This is a genomic window from Bacillus sp. 2D03 (genome assembly GCF_003946765.1).
Classification (GTDB): domain Bacteria; phylum Bacillota; class Bacilli; order Bacillales; family Bacillaceae_G; genus Bacillus_A; species Bacillus_A cereus.
On the sequence record NZ_RPSJ01000006.1, the window covers coordinates 46,947 to 62,163 of the forward strand.

Sequence of the window (15,217 nt, forward strand, 5' to 3'; positions counted from 1 at the left end):
ATGAGTTATGAAAAAGTATGGGCTAACAATGAAAAATTAAATCAGACCGAGAAAAATAAATTAGAAAAAGATGGCTTAGAAATTTTTAATGATATTCCTTACTATGCGGAAAATGGTTTCGAATCTATTCCGAAAGAAGAGTGGGATGCCTTTAAATGGGCAGGCTTGTATTTACAAAGACCGAAAGAAGCTGGTTATTTTATGATGCGGGTAAATATTCCGTCAGGGATTATTACAAATGCACAGGCAGAAGTACTTGCTTCTATCGCTGAAGATTATGGACGTGATGTAATAGATATTACGACGAGACAAGCGATTCAGTTTCATTGGTTAGAAATTCATCAAATTCCAGATATTTTTAATAGATTAGCGAGAGTTGGATTGTCTTCAGCTGGAGCGTGTGGTGATATAACGCGTAATATTACAGGTAATCCGCTTGCTGGCATTGATGCAAATGAATTATTTGATACAACGCATATTGTAAAAGAAGTATACGATTACTTCCAGCATAATGAAGAGTTTTCTAATTTACCACGTAAATTTAAAATGTCTATTAGCTCTAATATTTATAACTCAGCAAACGCAGAGATTAACTGTGTTGCATTTACACCTGCTACGAAAGAAATAGATGGTGAGAAAAAAGTTGGTTTTCATATAAAAGTAGGTGGAGGATTATCAGCCCGTCCGTATTTAGCTGAGGAATTAGATGTATTCGTTTTACCAGAAGAAGTGAAGGCGGTGGCGATTGCGATTGCTACTATATTCCGTGATTTTGGATATCGTGAGAAACGTCATTTAGCTCGGTTGAAATTTCTTGTTGCGGACTGGGGAGCAGAGAAATTTAAAGAGAAACTAATAGAGTATACAGGGCCTTTACAAAGTAAAGGGGAAAGTGCACTCAAAGGATGGAATGCAGGCTATTTTTATGGTGTTCAAGACCAAAAACAAGAGGGATTAAAATATGTAGGTTTTAATGTACCGGTAGGTCGTTTACATGCAGAAGAAATGTTTGAGATTGCAAGAATCGCAAAGCAATATGGAAATGGACAAATTCGTACATGTAACTCGCAAAACTTCATTATTCCGAACGTTCCTCCGGAAAATGTAAAAGGATTACTTAGTGAACCGCTGTTTGAAGCGATATCTGCTAGCCCGAAATCATTTATTGGTCATGCGGTTTCATGTACCGGTATTGAATATTGTAATCTTGCACTAGTAGAAACGAAAGAAAGATTACGAAAAATTGCAGAATACTTAGATACACAAATTGCACTCGATGTTCCAGTTCGAATTCATATGGTAGGCTGCCCGAATTCATGTGGTCAACGTCAAATTGCTGACATTGGGTTACAAGGTGTGAAAATGAAAACGAAGGAAAAAGGCATTGTTGAAGCGTTTGAAATATACGTAGGTGGAACATTATTAGATGGCGGTGCCTACAATCAAAAGTTAAAAGGAAAAATAGATGGCGAGGATCTACCTGATGTACTCGCATCATTTATAAGTTATTTCAAAGAGAATAAATTACCAGCCGAAACATTTTATGATTTTGTAGGTCGTGTTGGTGTAGATACATTACAAATAGCGTTAAATAACGTGCTAGAAGAAGTAATAGCGTCTTAGGAGGGACGATATGGATTTATATCGATTTGAAGCTGTATTAGTGAGTGATATTGTTCCGATAGTTGTTGTTGCTCAAAGTGAAGAACAGGCATTTAAGCTTGCGGAGATTGAGCTTGAAAAGCATTTTTTACCGTTGCCAGAGGTAAAAGAGATTTCTTTGTTTGAAAAAAAGAAGATTCGAAAAGGTGCGGCATTTGTTATCCATGAGTAGAGATCAGTAATACGAAAAAATAAAAACTTCCATTCTTATATACGAATGGAAGTTTCATTTTAATAGAAGAAATGAGGAGAGATGATGGGAAAGGTTTATATTGTTGGAGCGGGTCCTGGCGATCCAGATTTAATTACTGTTAAAGGGTTGAAATGTATTGAGAAGGCAGATGTTATTTTATACGACCGACTTGTGAATAAAGAGCTGCTTTCACACGCAAAGCCTGACGCGGATTTAATTTATTGCGGAAAACTCCCGAATTATCACACGATGAAGCAAGAGACAATTAACACGTTTCTTATTAAGTATGCGAAAAAAGGAAAAGTTGTAACGAGGCTTAAGGGCGGCGATCCATTTGTGTTTGGTAGAGGGGGAGAAGAAGCTGAAGCATTAGCAAAGCAAGGTGTACCATTTGAAATCATTCCTGGTATTTCAGCTGGAATAGCTGCTCCTGCTTATGCGGGCATTCCAGTGACGCACCGTGATGCAAGTGCAAGTTTTGCTATTGTGACTGGGCATAGGAAAGAAGGTGCTGAAGAAGAAGTGAAATGGGAAAGTTTAGCGAAAGGTGTAGAGACTTTAGCGGTATATATGGGGGTTAGTAATTTGCCCTACATATGTGAGCAACTTATGAAGCATGGAAAAGATAAAAGTACGCCAGCTGCTATTATTGAGCAGGGGACGACGTCTATGCAACGCACAGTTGTTGGAACGTTAGGGACAATTGTAGATGTTGCGAAAAAAGAGCAAATTCAAAATCCGAGCATGATTGTAATTGGAGAAGTTGTCCGTTTTAGAGAAAAAATTCATTGGTTTGAGAAGCAGACAGAAAATGCTTATCAAGTAAGTGGAGTGTTGTAAAATGAAAGCCGTTTTATATATATGTCATGGAAGTCGTTTGAAGACAGCGAAAGAAGAGGCGATTCAATTTATTACATCGTGTATGAGCCGTATAGAAGCGACTATTCAAGAAGTTTGTTTTTTAGAGTTAGCGAATCCTTCTATTGAAGATGGTTTTCGTACATGTGTGAAGCGTGGGGCCACAGAGATTATTGCTATCCCTGTTTTTTTATTAGCGGCAGGTCATGTGAAGAAAGATATTCCGTTTGAATTGGTAAAGCTCAAGAATCAATATCCAAATGTTAAAGTGACTTATGGTAATCCGTTTGGTGTATCAGAAACACTTGTTAAATCGGTGTATAGCGGAAGTGGCATCGAACAGGAAGATAAAAATGAAGTGACGTTACTTCTCGTTGCAAGAGGGAGTAGTGATCCTGAAGTATTAAGAGATATAAACTGGATTGCTTCTTTATTTCAAACAAAAGAGAAGGTTAAAAAAGTAGAAGTTTGTTATTTAGCGGCTGCAGAGCCAAAATTTGAGAAGAAGTTAAAGGAAGTAGTAGAACGAAAAGAAAAGAACATCGTTGTACTGCCTTACTTGTTATTTACAGGTTTACTTATGAAACATATTGAGAAAGAAGTGCGCCAACATGAATTGGAAGAGATAAAAATCAGTCCATATTTAGGGAAGAATGAAGCGTTTCAAGATATGTTAATTCAGAAAACGACGGAGTTATTGAAAGGAGATCAGTATGTATCCACTTACAGTGCGAGTTAATGAGAAACGCGTTGTTGTTATTGGCGGGGGAAAAGTTGCAGGATTTAAAATTATTCCTTTACTCAAACAGGGTGCGGATATAGTTGTGATCAGTCCAGAATTAGATGCGAATTTAGTAAAACTTGTGGAAGAAAAGAAAATTCGTTGGTATCAAAGAGAATATGAAAAAAGTGATATTAAAAGTGCTTTTTTAGTTGTTGCAGCGAGTAGTGATTCAATATTAAATGAACAAGTTGCTGAAGATGCCGCTGAGAATCAATTAGTAAATGTTATTACAAATCCGGAAAGTGGTAATGTTCATTTTCCGGCAGCGATTCATCGTGGTTCACTTAATATAGCAGTTTCTACTGGGGGAGCGAGCCCGAAGCTCGCAAAAAAAATTCGAGATGATATTGCAAATAAATATGATGAGACATATGAATCGTATTTAGATTTTTTATATGAAGTAAGGTTGAAGTTAAAAGATTTACAGTTAGAAAAGAGGGAACGAAATATATTGCTCCAAGAAGTGTTGAAATCAGTATATGTGCAAAACGAGGGGAAAAGAGAAAGTTTTTTACGAGAATTAGAGGAAAAGATTTTAAAATAATAAAAGATAAAGTGCGCTTTACAAATATAAAAATATAATTTATAATCACAAGTAACTTCAATAGATGAAATCGATGAGCAAGAAGAGTACGTATATTTGATGCGTTCAGAGAGCTGGGGTTAGGTGGGAGCCCGGTACGATAAAATATACAGAATGGGCTTGCGAGAGGTATGTTGAACATTGTAGTAGGCAACCCGGGTTCCGCCGTTAAAAGGATAGAGTATCGGAATTATTCCTGTACTTGAACAAGTGGGATTTATCAATCCAATTGAGGTGGTACCACGGTATTTATATTACATATATCGTCCTCTACATGCATATTTGCGTGTAGGGGACTTTTTTATTTTCTAAAGGAGGTGTGCGAGTATGAAATGAAAGTGTATAATTAACAAAAGTTTAAATATTCAGAAAAGGAGAATTTATGATGAAAGAAACACAGCAATGGACGTCGAAAATAGGCTTTGTACTCGCAGCAGCCGGAGCCGCAGTAGGTCTTGGTGCGATATGGAAATTTCCATATGTTGCAGGTAATGGCGGGGGAGGCGCATTCTTCCTTGTATTTTTACTATTAACTTTATTTATAGGTATGCCTCTTTTAATAGCGGAGTTTGTTATTGGACGTAGCACGCAAAAAGAGGCCGTTACAGCTTATAAAGTACTAGTACCAAATAGCAAAGTATATCCTTGGATTGGTCGTATGGGAGTTGTTACTTGTTTTAGTGTACTATCTTTTTATAGTGTTGTAGGTGGATGGATTTTACTTTATTTATATTATAGTGTGACAGGAAGTTTCTGGAATAGAGCAGCTGATTATGGACAATTGTTCGGTGAAACGATTTCAAATCCGTTAAGTGCGATTGGAGCACAATTTATCTTTATGCTTTGTACAATTTTTGTCGTAAGTAAAGGTGTAGAGAAAGGTATAGAAAAGGCAAGTAAGTACATGATGCCGCTATTATTTATTTTATTTATTGCGATTATTGTTCGTGCGTTAACACTCGATGGTGCTTTTGCTGGAGTAGAGTTCTTCTTAAAGCCAGATTTTTCAAAGCTTACAGCAGATACGATTTTATACGCGATGGGACAATCTTTCTTCTCACTAACAGTAGGTGCCTCAGTAATGGTCACGTATAGTTCGTATTTAAAGAAAGAGGAACATTTAGCGAAATCAGCAACATCTATTGTAAGTTTAACTGTTTTTGTTACAGTACTTGCAGGATTAGCAATTTTCCCAGCGATTTTCGCATTAGGAGTAAAACCAACTGAAGGACCAGGATTACTGTTTATCGTCCTTCCGGCAGTATTTGCAAAAATACCATTTGGTCAATTTTTCTTTATTATGTTTTTAATTTTATTCTTCTTTGCGACTTTAACATCAGCAATTTCAATGCTTGAAATTGTAGTAGCATCTGTTGCGAAAGGTAATGAGAAGAAGCGTCCGTCAGCATCATTATTAATCGGTATTCTTATTTTTGCAGTCGGTATTCCATCAGCTTTATCATTTGGGATTATGAGTGACGTGAAAATATTCGGGAAAACATTCTTTGATTTAGTTGACTTTTCGGTAAGTAACGTATTGCTGCCGTTAGGAGTACTAGCTATTTCATTATTTGTACCAAATAAAATGAGTAAAGAGTTATTGATGAAAGAATTAGAAGTGACGGAAACGAAGGGGAAAACGTTATTTAACATTTGGTTCTTCTTACTTCGTTATGTTATTCCGGTAACTGTAATAATTGTATTTTTAAATGCGATAGGTGTATTTAAAATGTTTGCATAAAAAAAGGCGGGGATCTCCCGTCTTTTTTTATGTGGATGTTGATGAGTGTAATAAACGATTATATGCTTTATAGGCTGTAGTGACTGCAAGGAATGAACCGATTAAAAATAACACTGAGCCGCCAAATGTAAATATCCGGCCAATATACGTCTCTCTAGCTTCTTCTATTTTTTGTTGTAATTGCGTATTCATATTGATCACCCCGTAAACTATAGGCATTTAGTTATAGTCTATGTAGAATGCCTATATTGTGTGAAGTGTAAATAAAAAACCTCGGTAGGCACCGAGGTTTTTTATAATCCGATATAAGGAGATGGGTCAACTGCGTTTGTCTTGCCGACATTCCATTCTCCAAGATGAAGTTCGAAGTGTAAATGTTGTCCGTATGATTGGCCCGTGTTCCCCATAAATCCAAGCTGATCGCCTTGTTTTACAGTTTGTCCATTCGATACAGAACGGCTATTCATATGAGCATATACTGTCGTATATGTTTTTCCGTTTATACGGTGAGATAAATACACTACGTTTCCGTAACTAGATGATAATTCTGAACGAATAACAACGCCATCTGCAGCGGCGATAATTGGAACCGTTCCCGAAGCAGCGATGTCAATTCCTTTATGGTTATCTAAAGAACGTACACCAAATCCGGAAGTTTTTGATCCAGCTGCTGGTTTGATAAAGCCACCGATGTTTGTATCATGTGGTGTTGGAGCTGCTTGAGTTGCTTGAGCAGATTTAGTAGCTTGTTGTTTGCGGGCCTCTTCTGCCTGGCGGGCTTCTTCCGCTTTACGAGCTTCTTCGGCCCGTTTTTCTTCTTCAATTGCTTTTTGCACAGCTTGACGTTGATTTTCTAAAATGCCTTTGGATTCTTCTAATCCTTCAATCTCTGAATCTACTTTTGCTACTTTCGTATGTAGATCGTTAATAAGAGTTTGTTGCTGTTGTTGGTTATTTTGTAATTCTTGCTGTTTTTGTTCTAGTTTTTGCTCAGATTCTTTCAGTTGTTGTTCTTTTTTCTCAACAGCCTCTTTTTCTGTAGTTACAGCATTTTGATCAGATGTTTGTTTTTTTACAATATCTGTATCGTTGTTTAATATTAAACTTACGGAGTACATATTATCAACAAGATCGGCAATATTTGAAGAATTTGTTAGTACCTCTGTAATGATATTTGTACGAGGTTTTTCTTGCATAGATTGTAATCGTTGTTTAATAACTTCCTGACGTGTATCTATGTTTGTTTGTAATTGTTCTATATGTTTCTTTTTGTCAGCAATTACTTGTTGAGTTTTGCTAATTTCTTTTTTTGTATCGTTTAATTCAGCTTCGTTTTTATTAATAGAAGTAGTTAATTCATCAATTTTCTTCTGTAATTCTTGAATTTCTTTTTCTATTTGTTCTTTCTCGACTGATTTATTTTGTAAGTCACTTTGTTTGCCTTCTAATTCAGATTGAATGTTAGATAATTTATCTTGATTTGTTTCAGCGTATACGGGTGAAAGTAACGGGGAAGCAAAAATCGTTCCTGCTGCTAAAACACTAAACGCTGCAAATTTCTTTTTCATAGTTGTCTGACTCCTTTCTCTATGAATGTTATATATCATAAGAAGAAGAGTGTCTATCGTTGTAATCATAATGTAAAGAAAACTTTATAAAATTGCTAAGTTTTGTCGGAATTTATCATTTTTCAACTGTAATTGTCATAGTACATACATTTTATTCATATGTGTAACAAAGGTATATTTTGGAATTAATCTGTAAAATGAAGAAGGAAAGTAATCGTTTTTATGAGGTAAAATATTACTTGGAAAGCTAATAAAACACTAGTGAGGAATCGTTCTCATGTTAGGTTTTCTGACATAGGTCTGCTTTTTGTCAAGAAAATTATTTGTGTTCGGGCAAAGTTATTTTGTTGTCAGATTTAAATTTTTGATTTATGATTTTTAACAGGGACAAAATGTAGTGAATTGTCGAATAATATGTAATACTCTTAATTTCTTAGTTTTATAGAGATAGAATGAGAGATAGAGTGACACATCGAAGAGGGGGTTACAACAAATATGAAAAGAATAGGACTTGCATGGCAAATATTAATAGGGCTTGCGCTTGGTATTGCGGTTGGGGCGATTTTCTTTGATAATCCAGCTGTTGTGAAGTACTTACAACCAATTGGTGATATTTTCATCCGATTAATTAAAATGATCGTTGTACCGATTGTTGTAGCAAGTATTGTTGTTGGGGTTGCTGGTGTTGGCGATGTTAAAAAACTAGGTCGACTAGGCGGAAAAACAATTCTTTACTTTGAAATTATTACAACAATTGCAATTATTGTTGGTCTATTAATAGCGAATATTTTCCAACCAGGAAAAGGCGTAAATATGGAGCAGTTAACAAAGACAGATATTTCGAAATATACACATACGACAGAGCAAGTACAAAGTCATTCATTTGCAGATACGTTTGTAAATATTGTTCCAACGAACATTATGAAGTCATTGGCTGACGGAGATATGCTTGCTATTATCTTCTTCTCTGTACTATTTGGTTTAGGTGTAGCAGCAATTGGTGAAAGAGGAAGACCAGTTCTTCAATTTTTCCAAGGTGTAGCTGACGCAATGTTTTACGTAACAAACCAAGTTATGAAATTTGCACCATTTGGTGTGTTTGCACTAATTGGTGTTACAGTTTCTACATTTGGTCTTGCTTCATTAATTCCATTAGGGAAATTACTAATTGTCGTATATGGGGCAATGATCTTCTTCGTCGTAGTTGTCTTAGGACTTACAGCGAAAATATTTGGAATCAACATTTTCCAATTCTTTAAGATTTTAAAAGACGAGCTGATCTTAGCGTATTCTACAGCAAGCTCAGAAACAGTTTTACCAAAAATCATGGAGAAAATGGAGAAATTCGGTTGTCCGAAAGCAATTACATCTTTCGTTATTCCGACAGGTTATTCATTTAACTTAGATGGATCAACTTTATATCAAGCAATTGCGGCTATTTTCTTAGCGCAAATGTACGGTATTGATTTATCTATTACACAACAAATTACATTATTGCTTGTATTAATGGTTACATCAAAAGGTATCGCAGGTGTACCGGGCGTATCATTCGTTGTATTATTAGCGACACTTGGTACAGTAGGTATTCCACCTGAAGGCTTAGCGTTCATTGCTGGTATTGACCGTATTTTAGATATGGCTCGTACAGCAGTTAACGTTGTAGGAAACTCTTTAGCAGCTGTAGTTATGTCTAAGTGGGAAGGTCAATATGACGCTGAAAAAGGACAAGCTTATTTAAAAGAGATTTCTGAAAAGGGTCAAGCGGCTTAATTATAATATGAACAAGCTCTCACATAATATGTGGGAGCTTTTCTGTATATAGAAGAGGAGCAGACATAATGAAACGAAAATATGGTGACGGTTCTTCGTGGAAGAGACTAATAGAAAAGAGTTATACGGTTAAGCAAATGGAAGAGGGAATGCTCGGAATACTGGATATAAAAAAGGTGAGAGAGCCTAGTTGTAAAGAATATGATGGTGAAGAACTTTGTATTGCAGCGGATCAGTATACGTGGATTCAATATTTCATAGACGGGAAAAACTTTGCGATTACCGCTATGTTAGATGATCAGAAAAAATTAGTGCAATATTATATAGATGTGGCGAAAGAATATAAAATAGACGATCGTGGTTTACCGTATTTTGATGATTTATATTTAGATGTAGTATTATTACCTAGCGGTAAGGTGTATGTATTAGATGAAGAGGAGCTAGAGTATGCTTATAAAAGTGGCGATGTCACGAAGGAAGAGTATGAGTTAGCTTCGTATACTACGAAATGGATATTAGCAACAATAAAAAATAGTAAATTTTATTGGATTTCAATATTGAAAGAAGAAATAGAAAAGTTGAAATGATTGTTGTATTCAAATTTTTGTATAATTACCAAAAAAATCTATACAAAAAATAATTGACTTTTGTTTTGTAAGCGAGTAAAGTTAGGGAAGAAATTATTATTAAAAAATAAATATGAAACCTTCTTATAAAGAGAGGCGGAGGGACTGGCCCTACGATGCCTCGGCAGCGGACTCGATTTCAGAGTGCTGTGCCAAATCCAGCAAGCGTGTGCTTGAAAGATGAGAAGAGTGTTTCTTATAGATGTATAAGACCTCTTCTCATCGGAAGAGGTCTTTTGTTATTCATTAGAAAAAGGTTGAAACTAGGGAGAGATGGTACTTTGAAAGAAACGAGAGAAAATGGTTTAGCTTTATTACCACTTGGGATATTTTTGGCGCTATTTATTGGTTCTGGAATTATTACAGGTGATTTCTATAAATTGCCGATACTTGTAGCGATTTCAATTGCTGTAGGAGTCGCTTTAGTGATGAATCGTAAAGAAAGTTTTAATGTGAAAGTAGAGCGGTTCGCTAAAGGTGCAGGAAATCCGGATATTATGATTATGGTATTAATTTTTGTGCTTGCAGGTGCATTTTCTGAAACTGCTAAAGGAATGGGCGGAGTAGACTCAACTGTTAATTTAGCGTTAACTATTTTACCGCCAGGATTTATCGTAGCTGGAATCTTTGTTATTGGTGCATTTATTTCATTAGCGATGGGAACTTCAATGGGAACAATTGCAGCATTAGCGCCGATTGCTGTAGGTATTAGTGGTCAAACTGATATCTCAATTGCGCTTGCAATGGCTACTGTTGTTGGCGGAGCGATGTTTGGTGATAATTTATCATTTATTTCAGATACAACAATTGCAGCTGTTCGTTCACAAGGAACAGAAATGAAAGATAAGTTTAAAACGAACTTTTTAATTGTGTTACCAGCGGCTATTATTACAATTGTACTATTAGTAATAGTTACTTCAGGAAGTGACACGCACATTAAAGCACATAACTTTGATTGGATAAAGATTTTACCGTACGCAGGAGTACTTATTACAGCGCTACTTGGCTGGAATGTACTTATTGTATTAACTGGTGGAACTGTACTATCTGGTGTTATCGGTCTTATAGATGGAAGTTACACGTTAGAAAGTTTCTTTAAAAGTGTAACGACTGGAATGGGCGGTATGATGGAGTTAGTATTACTTGCTATATTAATTGGCGGTATGGTTGAATTAATCCAATATAATGGTGGTATTCAATATTTGATGAATGTATTAACACGTAATATTCGTTCGAAAAAAGGAGCGGAATTTGGTATTGCTGGTTTAGTGAGTATGACGAATATGTGTACAGCGAATAATACGATTTCAATTATCTTTACAGGACCCCTTGCAAAAAATATTGCAGATCAATATGAAATAGACCCTCGTAAATCAGCGAGTGTATTAGATCTTTTCTCATGTTGTGTGCAAGGATTAATTCCGTACGGTGCCCAAATGTTAACGGCAGCAGGATTTGCAGCGTTATCTCCGGTTGAATTGTTGCCATATGCATTTTATCCAATGTTAGTTGGAGTATGTGGGATTGTTTCTATTTTAATTGGGTTTCCAAGGTTTTCGAAAGTAGCTGAGAAAAAAGAGTATCATAAAACAGCTTAATTTAATATGAATGTTAGTAATTAAAAAACGTGCAGAGAATAGATTCTGCACGTTTTTTTGCGTAAAGGGCTGAATATGACTCGGTCTTAAGTCTGAGTTAAAAACGGTTCTTAAGCTCGTTATGGGAAGACGAAAAATTAGTTAAGATAAGAGTATCAAATCGAAGGGAGGCAAGCACAAGATGAAACAATTTCTAGCGTTTATCGCAGCCGGTATTTTGGCTTTAATTACTCTTGGTAGTCTTGCTGGTATTGTAGGATTCGCAATCGGAGCAGGAGTTGTATATTGGAGCTATAAATCATTTGTGCGAGCTAAATCATTTTTTGGAAAGTTAGCTTGGGGTATTGTTGGTTTAATCGGTTTATCCATTGCACTTTCTCATTCACCAGCATTAATCGGTATCGCTGCTTTAGTGGTTTTATACTACGGATACCGTGAGTGGAAAAAAGAAAAAGATGTAGTTGTTGAATCTGCTCCAGAAAGTTCTAAACCATATAGCAACTTTGAAGATGAGTGGAACAAATTAATGAAAAACTAAAACAATAAATCAAATTATAAATAAAGTAGAAGAGAGGAAGATTTATAATGAAACAATCTTTATTCGGACGTGTACGCGATGCAATTTTAGCTGATTTTCATAACGTGTTAGATGAGAAGGAAAGAAAAAATCCAATTGCGATGTTAAACCAATATTTACGTGATAGTGAGCGTGAAATAACAAAAATTGAGAAGTTAATTGGGCGTCATAAAACATTAAAATCTAATTTTGCTCGTGAGCTTGAGCAAGCACGTTATTTCGTTAATAAAAGATCAAAGCAAGCTATCATTGCTCAAGAAGCAGGCGAATTACAATTGCACGAACGTGCGTTAGAAGAGGTAGCTTATTATGAAGGGCAAGTAACTCGATTAGAAGAAATGTATGCAGGTGTTGTAGAGCAAATTGATGAGTTAGAGCGTCGTCTTTCTGAAATGAAAAATAAATTAAAAGAAATGCACGCAAAACGAATGGAACTAATGGCACGTGAAAATATGGCACATGCAAATCGTCGTATGAATACTGCGATGCATAAAATGGATGAAAATAATCCGTTCTTACGATTTGAAGAGATTGAAGATCATATTCGTGACTTAGAAACTCGTATGAATGAAGAGCATGAACGTGACACGTTTGATATGAAAATTGCAAAACTTGAGCGTGAAATGAAAGAAAAGAATGATGTATCGTTAACGAAAGAGTTAACAAAATAATAGTGGTATATTATAAAACAGGCTTATGATATAGTGATAGGAGAAAAGGTGTTGGAAAGCAATGCCTTTTCTTCTATGTATATGTGACAAGAAGGGGGGAGCTGAAATGAAGAAACATTTTTCAAAGACACAATTAATGGGGATGCTCCTCATCATATTTGGATTCGGTCTTTTTCTTGATATGATACTTGGACATTTTGAACCAGGTGGTCTCATTTTTGCATTTATTATGCTTATGTTTGGAAGGCATTATCGTAAAAAGAATCGTTATGTACGGGGAAATGTATTTTTATTTGTTGGTGGTATCGTATTTTTATTCTTCTTATTTTCATCAGCAGCATTTGTTCTTGTCGTATTTGCTTGTTTAGCTTTAATAGGTTATCAATTGATTCAACAAGGACATCAGCAAAAAGCAATGAAGGTTGAAATTAAAGAAAAAGGGATTATAGACGAAGAGAAGCAAATATATCGTACAGAAACATATTTAAAAAATATGTTTGTAGGCAATGTACGAATGATGGATCATATTTATGAACTTGAGGATATTAATGTTCAATATGGTGCCTGTGATGTGGAAATAGATTTAACGACTGCTATGATTCCAGAAGGGGAAACGGTAATTGTTATTCGGGGTGTCGTTGGCAATATTCGTTTATATGTGCCATATGATATTGAACTTTCTTTAAATCATTCTGTTATTGTCGGACGTGTGCTCTTGCCAGGTCATGAAGAGACAGGGTTTAACCGCAATGTTACATTTAGAACAGAGCAGTATAAAGAGGCTCCTCGTCGTATTAAAATTATTTCTTCGCTTGTCGTAGGCGACACGGAAGTGAGGAAAGTATAATGAAGAAACAAAAAAATATTTCGTGGATGTATATTCGTTATTCTATGTTGTCCTCTGTTAGTATCGCACTCATTTGTACAATTGTATATGTATGGAAAAGCGAGCAACAAGTGTATGATTTATTATGGAAGGAATCCATCGCTTCTGTTCCAATTGGCTTGTTTATTATGACTACAAGTTTACTTATCGGGGGAATTGTAGGATATGCAATCGGTTACTATATAGAGCAGCGTATACAAGGATTAAATACGTTTCTATTTGAAGTAGAGCGAGGGAATTTTCCGAGCGATGTTTCGTTTACTGCAGATGATGAATTTCATGAAGTGGAACGAAAAGTAATCGTTCTGGCTCGTCGATTAGAGGAGCAAGCTGGACTCTTTCAAAAAGTAACGAATGAACGAGCTCATTGGAATGAAGAGATGAGACAAGAAGCGATTTCTCAAGAAAGGCATCGTTTAGCAAGGGAGTTGCATGATTCAGTAAGTCAGCAGCTTTTCGCAATGTCGATGATGATGTCAGCTATTAATGAACAAGTAGCTGAAATTCCAGAAACGACAAAAAAGCAGTTGCAGCTCGTTGAAAATATGGTTGTAAATGCACAATCAGAAATGAGAGCGTTGCTTCTTCATTTACGGCCTGTACAATTAGAAGGTAAGAAACTGACAGAAGGTATAGAGGAATTATTGACGGAATTATCGCGAAAGCAACATATGAAAATTGAATGGCTTATTGAGCCAATAGAATTAAAAAAAGGTGTAGAAGATCATTTATTCCGTATTGTGCAAGAAGCGCTATCAAACACGTTGCGACACGCGAAGGCAAAGAAAACAGAAGTGCGCCTTCGAAAAATTGATCAATATGCGATTTTAAAAATCATTGATGACGGCGTTGGGTTTGAAGTAGGGGTTAATAAGGCTGGTTCATATGGCCTAAGATCGATGCAAGAGCGTGTTCATGAAATTGGTGGGACACTCAAGGTACTTAGTTTCCCAGCAAAAGGTACACAAATAGAAGTAAAAGTACCGATTATGATTGAGAGAGGGGGAGAAGTATGATAAAAGTATTGCTTGTCGATGATCATGAAATGGTTCGTATGGGTGTATCGGCATATTTATCTACACAGCCAGATATTGAAGTAGTAGGAGAAGCTGAGAATGGAAGAAAAGGATCAGAATTAGCATTGCAATTAAGACCGGATATTATTTTAATGGACCTTGTTATGGATGAGATGGATGGTGTCGAAGCAACACGTGCTATTATTCAAGAATGGCCAGAAGCAAAAATTGTAGTTGTAACAAGCTTTTTAGATGACGAAAAATTGTATCCTGTTATTGAGGCTGGGGCGACCAGTTACTTATTAAAAACATCAAGGGCAAGTGATATTGCTGATGCTGTACGAGCTACTTATGATGGAGAAACAGTATTAGAGCCAAAAGTTACCGGGAAAATGATGTCCCGTATGCGTCAAAAGAAAGAGCAACCTTTGCATGATGATTTAACGGAAAGAGAGTTTGAGATTTTGTTATTAATTGCAGAGGGGAAAAGTAATCAAGAGATTGCGGACGAGTTATTTATTGCACTGAAAACGGTAAAGACACATGTGAGTAATATATTAAATAAATTGAATGTAAGTGATCGTACTCAGGCGGTTATTTATGCATTTAGGCATCAATTAACGAAGTGATAAAGTGAAACTTTAATCAGTGGGAGGGATTCATCCCCCACTGATTATCAGCTCT

At 36.0% G+C, this 15,217-nt stretch carries 16 protein-coding genes, 1 riboswitch and 1 other annotated feature; of the genes, 14 read left to right on the forward strand and 2 right to left on the reverse strand.

Going from position 1 to position 15,217, the window contains the following annotated elements; translation table 11 throughout:
• The 6 genes from EBQ15_RS14940 (at nucleotide 1) to EBQ15_RS14965 (ending at nucleotide 5,821) form a co-directional block, all read left to right on the forward strand.
• Nucleotides 1-1,623 (forward strand): nitrite/sulfite reductase, encoded by a 1,623-nt coding sequence (locus tag EBQ15_RS14940; protein WP_000119607.1) that lies wholly within the window; start codon nucleotides 1-3, stop codon nucleotides 1,621-1,623.
• A 10-nt stretch (nucleotides 1,624-1,633) separates the two neighbouring features.
• On the forward strand, nucleotides 1,634-1,834 hold the full coding sequence (locus EBQ15_RS14945; RefSeq protein WP_000366918.1) for a DUF3906 family protein: 201 nt from the start codon (nucleotides 1,634-1,636) through the stop codon (nucleotides 1,832-1,834).
• An 84-nt stretch (nucleotides 1,835-1,918) separates the two neighbouring features.
• On the forward strand, nucleotides 1,919-2,695 hold the full coding sequence (gene cobA / locus EBQ15_RS14950) for a uroporphyrinogen-III C-methyltransferase (protein ID WP_000521255.1): 777 nt from the start codon (nucleotides 1,919-1,921) through the stop codon (nucleotides 2,693-2,695).
• Nucleotide 2,696: 1 nt separating this feature from the next.
• Complete coding sequence (locus tag EBQ15_RS14955; protein WP_000648890.1) at nucleotides 2,697-3,452, forward strand: sirohydrochlorin chelatase; 756 nt, start codon at nucleotides 2,697-2,699, stop codon at nucleotides 3,450-3,452.
• The gene (locus tag EBQ15_RS14960; protein ID WP_000283365.1) at nucleotides 3,427-4,041 is read left to right on the forward strand and encodes an NAD(P)-binding protein; all 615 of its coding nucleotides are present in this window, start codon (nucleotides 3,427-3,429) and stop codon (nucleotides 4,039-4,041) included. Before EBQ15_RS14955 ends, EBQ15_RS14960 begins: the two co-directional genes overlap by 26 nt.
• Nucleotides 4,042-4,105: 64 nt before the next feature.
• Nucleotides 4,106-4,354 (forward strand) — a binding site (T-box leader).
• A 111-nt stretch (nucleotides 4,355-4,465) separates the two neighbouring features.
• Entirely contained in the window at nucleotides 4,466-5,821 is a 1,356-nt protein-coding gene (locus EBQ15_RS14965) for a sodium-dependent transporter (protein ID WP_000665441.1), read from the forward strand.
• A 27-nt stretch (nucleotides 5,822-5,848) separates the two neighbouring features.
• Here EBQ15_RS14965 and EBQ15_RS31165 read toward each other — a convergent pair whose 3' ends face one another.
• Both EBQ15_RS31165 and EBQ15_RS14970 read right to left on the reverse strand, forming a co-directional pair.
• A complete protein-coding gene (locus EBQ15_RS31165; RefSeq protein WP_001096002.1) occupies nucleotides 5,849-6,013 on the reverse strand; it encodes a hypothetical protein in 165 nt (54 codons plus the stop codon).
• 101 nt (nucleotides 6,014-6,114) lie between these two features.
• Nucleotides 6,115-7,389 carry a murein hydrolase activator EnvC family protein gene (locus EBQ15_RS14970; protein WP_000726081.1) on the reverse strand — a complete coding sequence of 425 codons (1,275 nt, stop codon included), beginning with the start codon at nucleotides 7,387-7,389 and terminating at the stop codon, nucleotides 6,115-6,117.
• A gap of 495 nt (nucleotides 7,390-7,884) precedes the next feature.
• On the opposite strand from EBQ15_RS14970, the gene gltP reads away from it, so the two are divergent.
• From gltP to EBQ15_RS15010, 8 genes are all read left to right on the forward strand, one after another.
• Entirely contained in the window at nucleotides 7,885-9,159 is a 1,275-nt protein-coding gene (gene gltP, locus EBQ15_RS14975; RefSeq protein WP_000821130.1) for a glutamate/aspartate:proton symporter GltP, read from the forward strand.
• 68 nt (nucleotides 9,160-9,227) lie between these two features.
• Complete coding sequence (locus tag EBQ15_RS14980; protein WP_000824655.1) at nucleotides 9,228-9,746, forward strand: ribonuclease FAU-1 family protein; 519 nt, start codon at nucleotides 9,228-9,230, stop codon at nucleotides 9,744-9,746.
• 120 nt (nucleotides 9,747-9,866) lie between these two features.
• A riboswitch (SAM riboswitch) is annotated at nucleotides 9,867-9,972 on the forward strand.
• 94 nt (nucleotides 9,973-10,066) lie between these two features.
• Nucleotides 10,067-11,383 carry a Na+/H+ antiporter NhaC family protein gene (locus EBQ15_RS14985; protein ID WP_000665465.1) on the forward strand — a complete coding sequence of 439 codons (1,317 nt, stop codon included), beginning with the start codon at nucleotides 10,067-10,069 and terminating at the stop codon, nucleotides 11,381-11,383.
• Nucleotides 11,384-11,564: 181 nt separating this feature from the next.
• Nucleotides 11,565-11,921 carry a lmo0954 family membrane protein gene (locus tag EBQ15_RS14990; RefSeq protein ID WP_000808650.1) on the forward strand — a complete coding sequence of 119 codons (357 nt, stop codon included), beginning with the start codon at nucleotides 11,565-11,567 and terminating at the stop codon, nucleotides 11,919-11,921.
• A gap of 47 nt (nucleotides 11,922-11,968) precedes the next feature.
• The gene (locus tag EBQ15_RS14995) at nucleotides 11,969-12,631 is read left to right on the forward strand and encodes a PspA/IM30 family protein (RefSeq protein WP_000814133.1); all 663 of its coding nucleotides are present in this window, start codon (nucleotides 11,969-11,971) and stop codon (nucleotides 12,629-12,631) included.
• Between the two features lie 106 nt (nucleotides 12,632-12,737).
• Nucleotides 12,738-13,478, forward strand: coding sequence for a cell wall-active antibiotics response protein LiaF (gene liaF, locus EBQ15_RS15000; RefSeq protein WP_000716095.1), 741 nt, complete (start codon nucleotides 12,738-12,740; stop codon nucleotides 13,476-13,478).
• The gene (locus EBQ15_RS15005) at nucleotides 13,478-14,533 is read left to right on the forward strand and encodes a sensor histidine kinase (RefSeq protein ID WP_000744334.1); all 1,056 of its coding nucleotides are present in this window, start codon (nucleotides 13,478-13,480) and stop codon (nucleotides 14,531-14,533) included. Before liaF ends, EBQ15_RS15005 begins: the two co-directional genes overlap by 1 nt.
• Nucleotides 14,530-15,162 (forward strand): response regulator, encoded by a 633-nt coding sequence (locus tag EBQ15_RS15010; RefSeq protein ID WP_000598707.1) that lies wholly within the window; start codon nucleotides 14,530-14,532, stop codon nucleotides 15,160-15,162. The genes EBQ15_RS15005 and EBQ15_RS15010 overlap by 4 nt, the downstream gene beginning before the upstream one ends.
• Nucleotides 15,163-15,217: the final 55 nt, after the last annotated feature.

Bases quoted from the DNA above. Each gene is read 5' to 3' on its own strand.
- EBQ15_RS14955 (WP_000648890.1), top strand. From the start codon at position 2,697: ATGAAAGCCGTTTTATATATATGTCATGGAAGTCGTTTGAAGACAGCG.
- EBQ15_RS15010 (WP_000598707.1), top strand. From the start codon at position 14,530: ATGATAAAAGTATTGCTTGTCGATGATCATGAAATGGTTCGTATGGGT.
- EBQ15_RS14960 (WP_000283365.1), top strand. From the start codon at position 3,427: ATGTATCCACTTACAGTGCGAGTTAATGAGAAACGCGTTGTTGTTATT.
- gltP (WP_000821130.1), top strand. From the start codon at position 7,885: ATGAAAAGAATAGGACTTGCATGGCAAATATTAATAGGGCTTGCGCTT.
- EBQ15_RS14945 (WP_000366918.1), top strand. From the start codon at position 1,634: ATGGATTTATATCGATTTGAAGCTGTATTAGTGAGTGATATTGTTCCG.
- liaF (WP_000716095.1), top strand. From the start codon at position 12,738: ATGAAGAAACATTTTTCAAAGACACAATTAATGGGGATGCTCCTCATC.
- EBQ15_RS14980 (WP_000824655.1), top strand. From the start codon at position 9,228: ATGAAACGAAAATATGGTGACGGTTCTTCGTGGAAGAGACTAATAGAA.
- EBQ15_RS14965 (WP_000665441.1), top strand. From the start codon at position 4,466: ATGAAAGAAACACAGCAATGGACGTCGAAAATAGGCTTTGTACTCGCA.
- EBQ15_RS14940 (WP_000119607.1), top strand. From the start codon at position 1: ATGAGTTATGAAAAAGTATGGGCTAACAATGAAAAATTAAATCAGACC.
- EBQ15_RS14990 (WP_000808650.1), top strand. From the start codon at position 11,565: ATGAAACAATTTCTAGCGTTTATCGCAGCCGGTATTTTGGCTTTAATT.
- EBQ15_RS15005 (WP_000744334.1), top strand. From the start codon at position 13,478: ATGAAGAAACAAAAAAATATTTCGTGGATGTATATTCGTTATTCTATG.
- EBQ15_RS14970 (WP_000726081.1), bottom strand. From the start codon at position 7,389: ATGAAAAAGAAATTTGCAGCGTTTAGTGTTTTAGCAGCAGGAACGATT.
- EBQ15_RS31165 (WP_001096002.1), bottom strand. From the start codon at position 6,013: ATGAATACGCAATTACAACAAAAAATAGAAGAAGCTAGAGAGACGTAT.
- EBQ15_RS14995 (WP_000814133.1), top strand. From the start codon at position 11,969: ATGAAACAATCTTTATTCGGACGTGTACGCGATGCAATTTTAGCTGAT.
- cobA (WP_000521255.1), top strand. From the start codon at position 1,919: ATGGGAAAGGTTTATATTGTTGGAGCGGGTCCTGGCGATCCAGATTTA.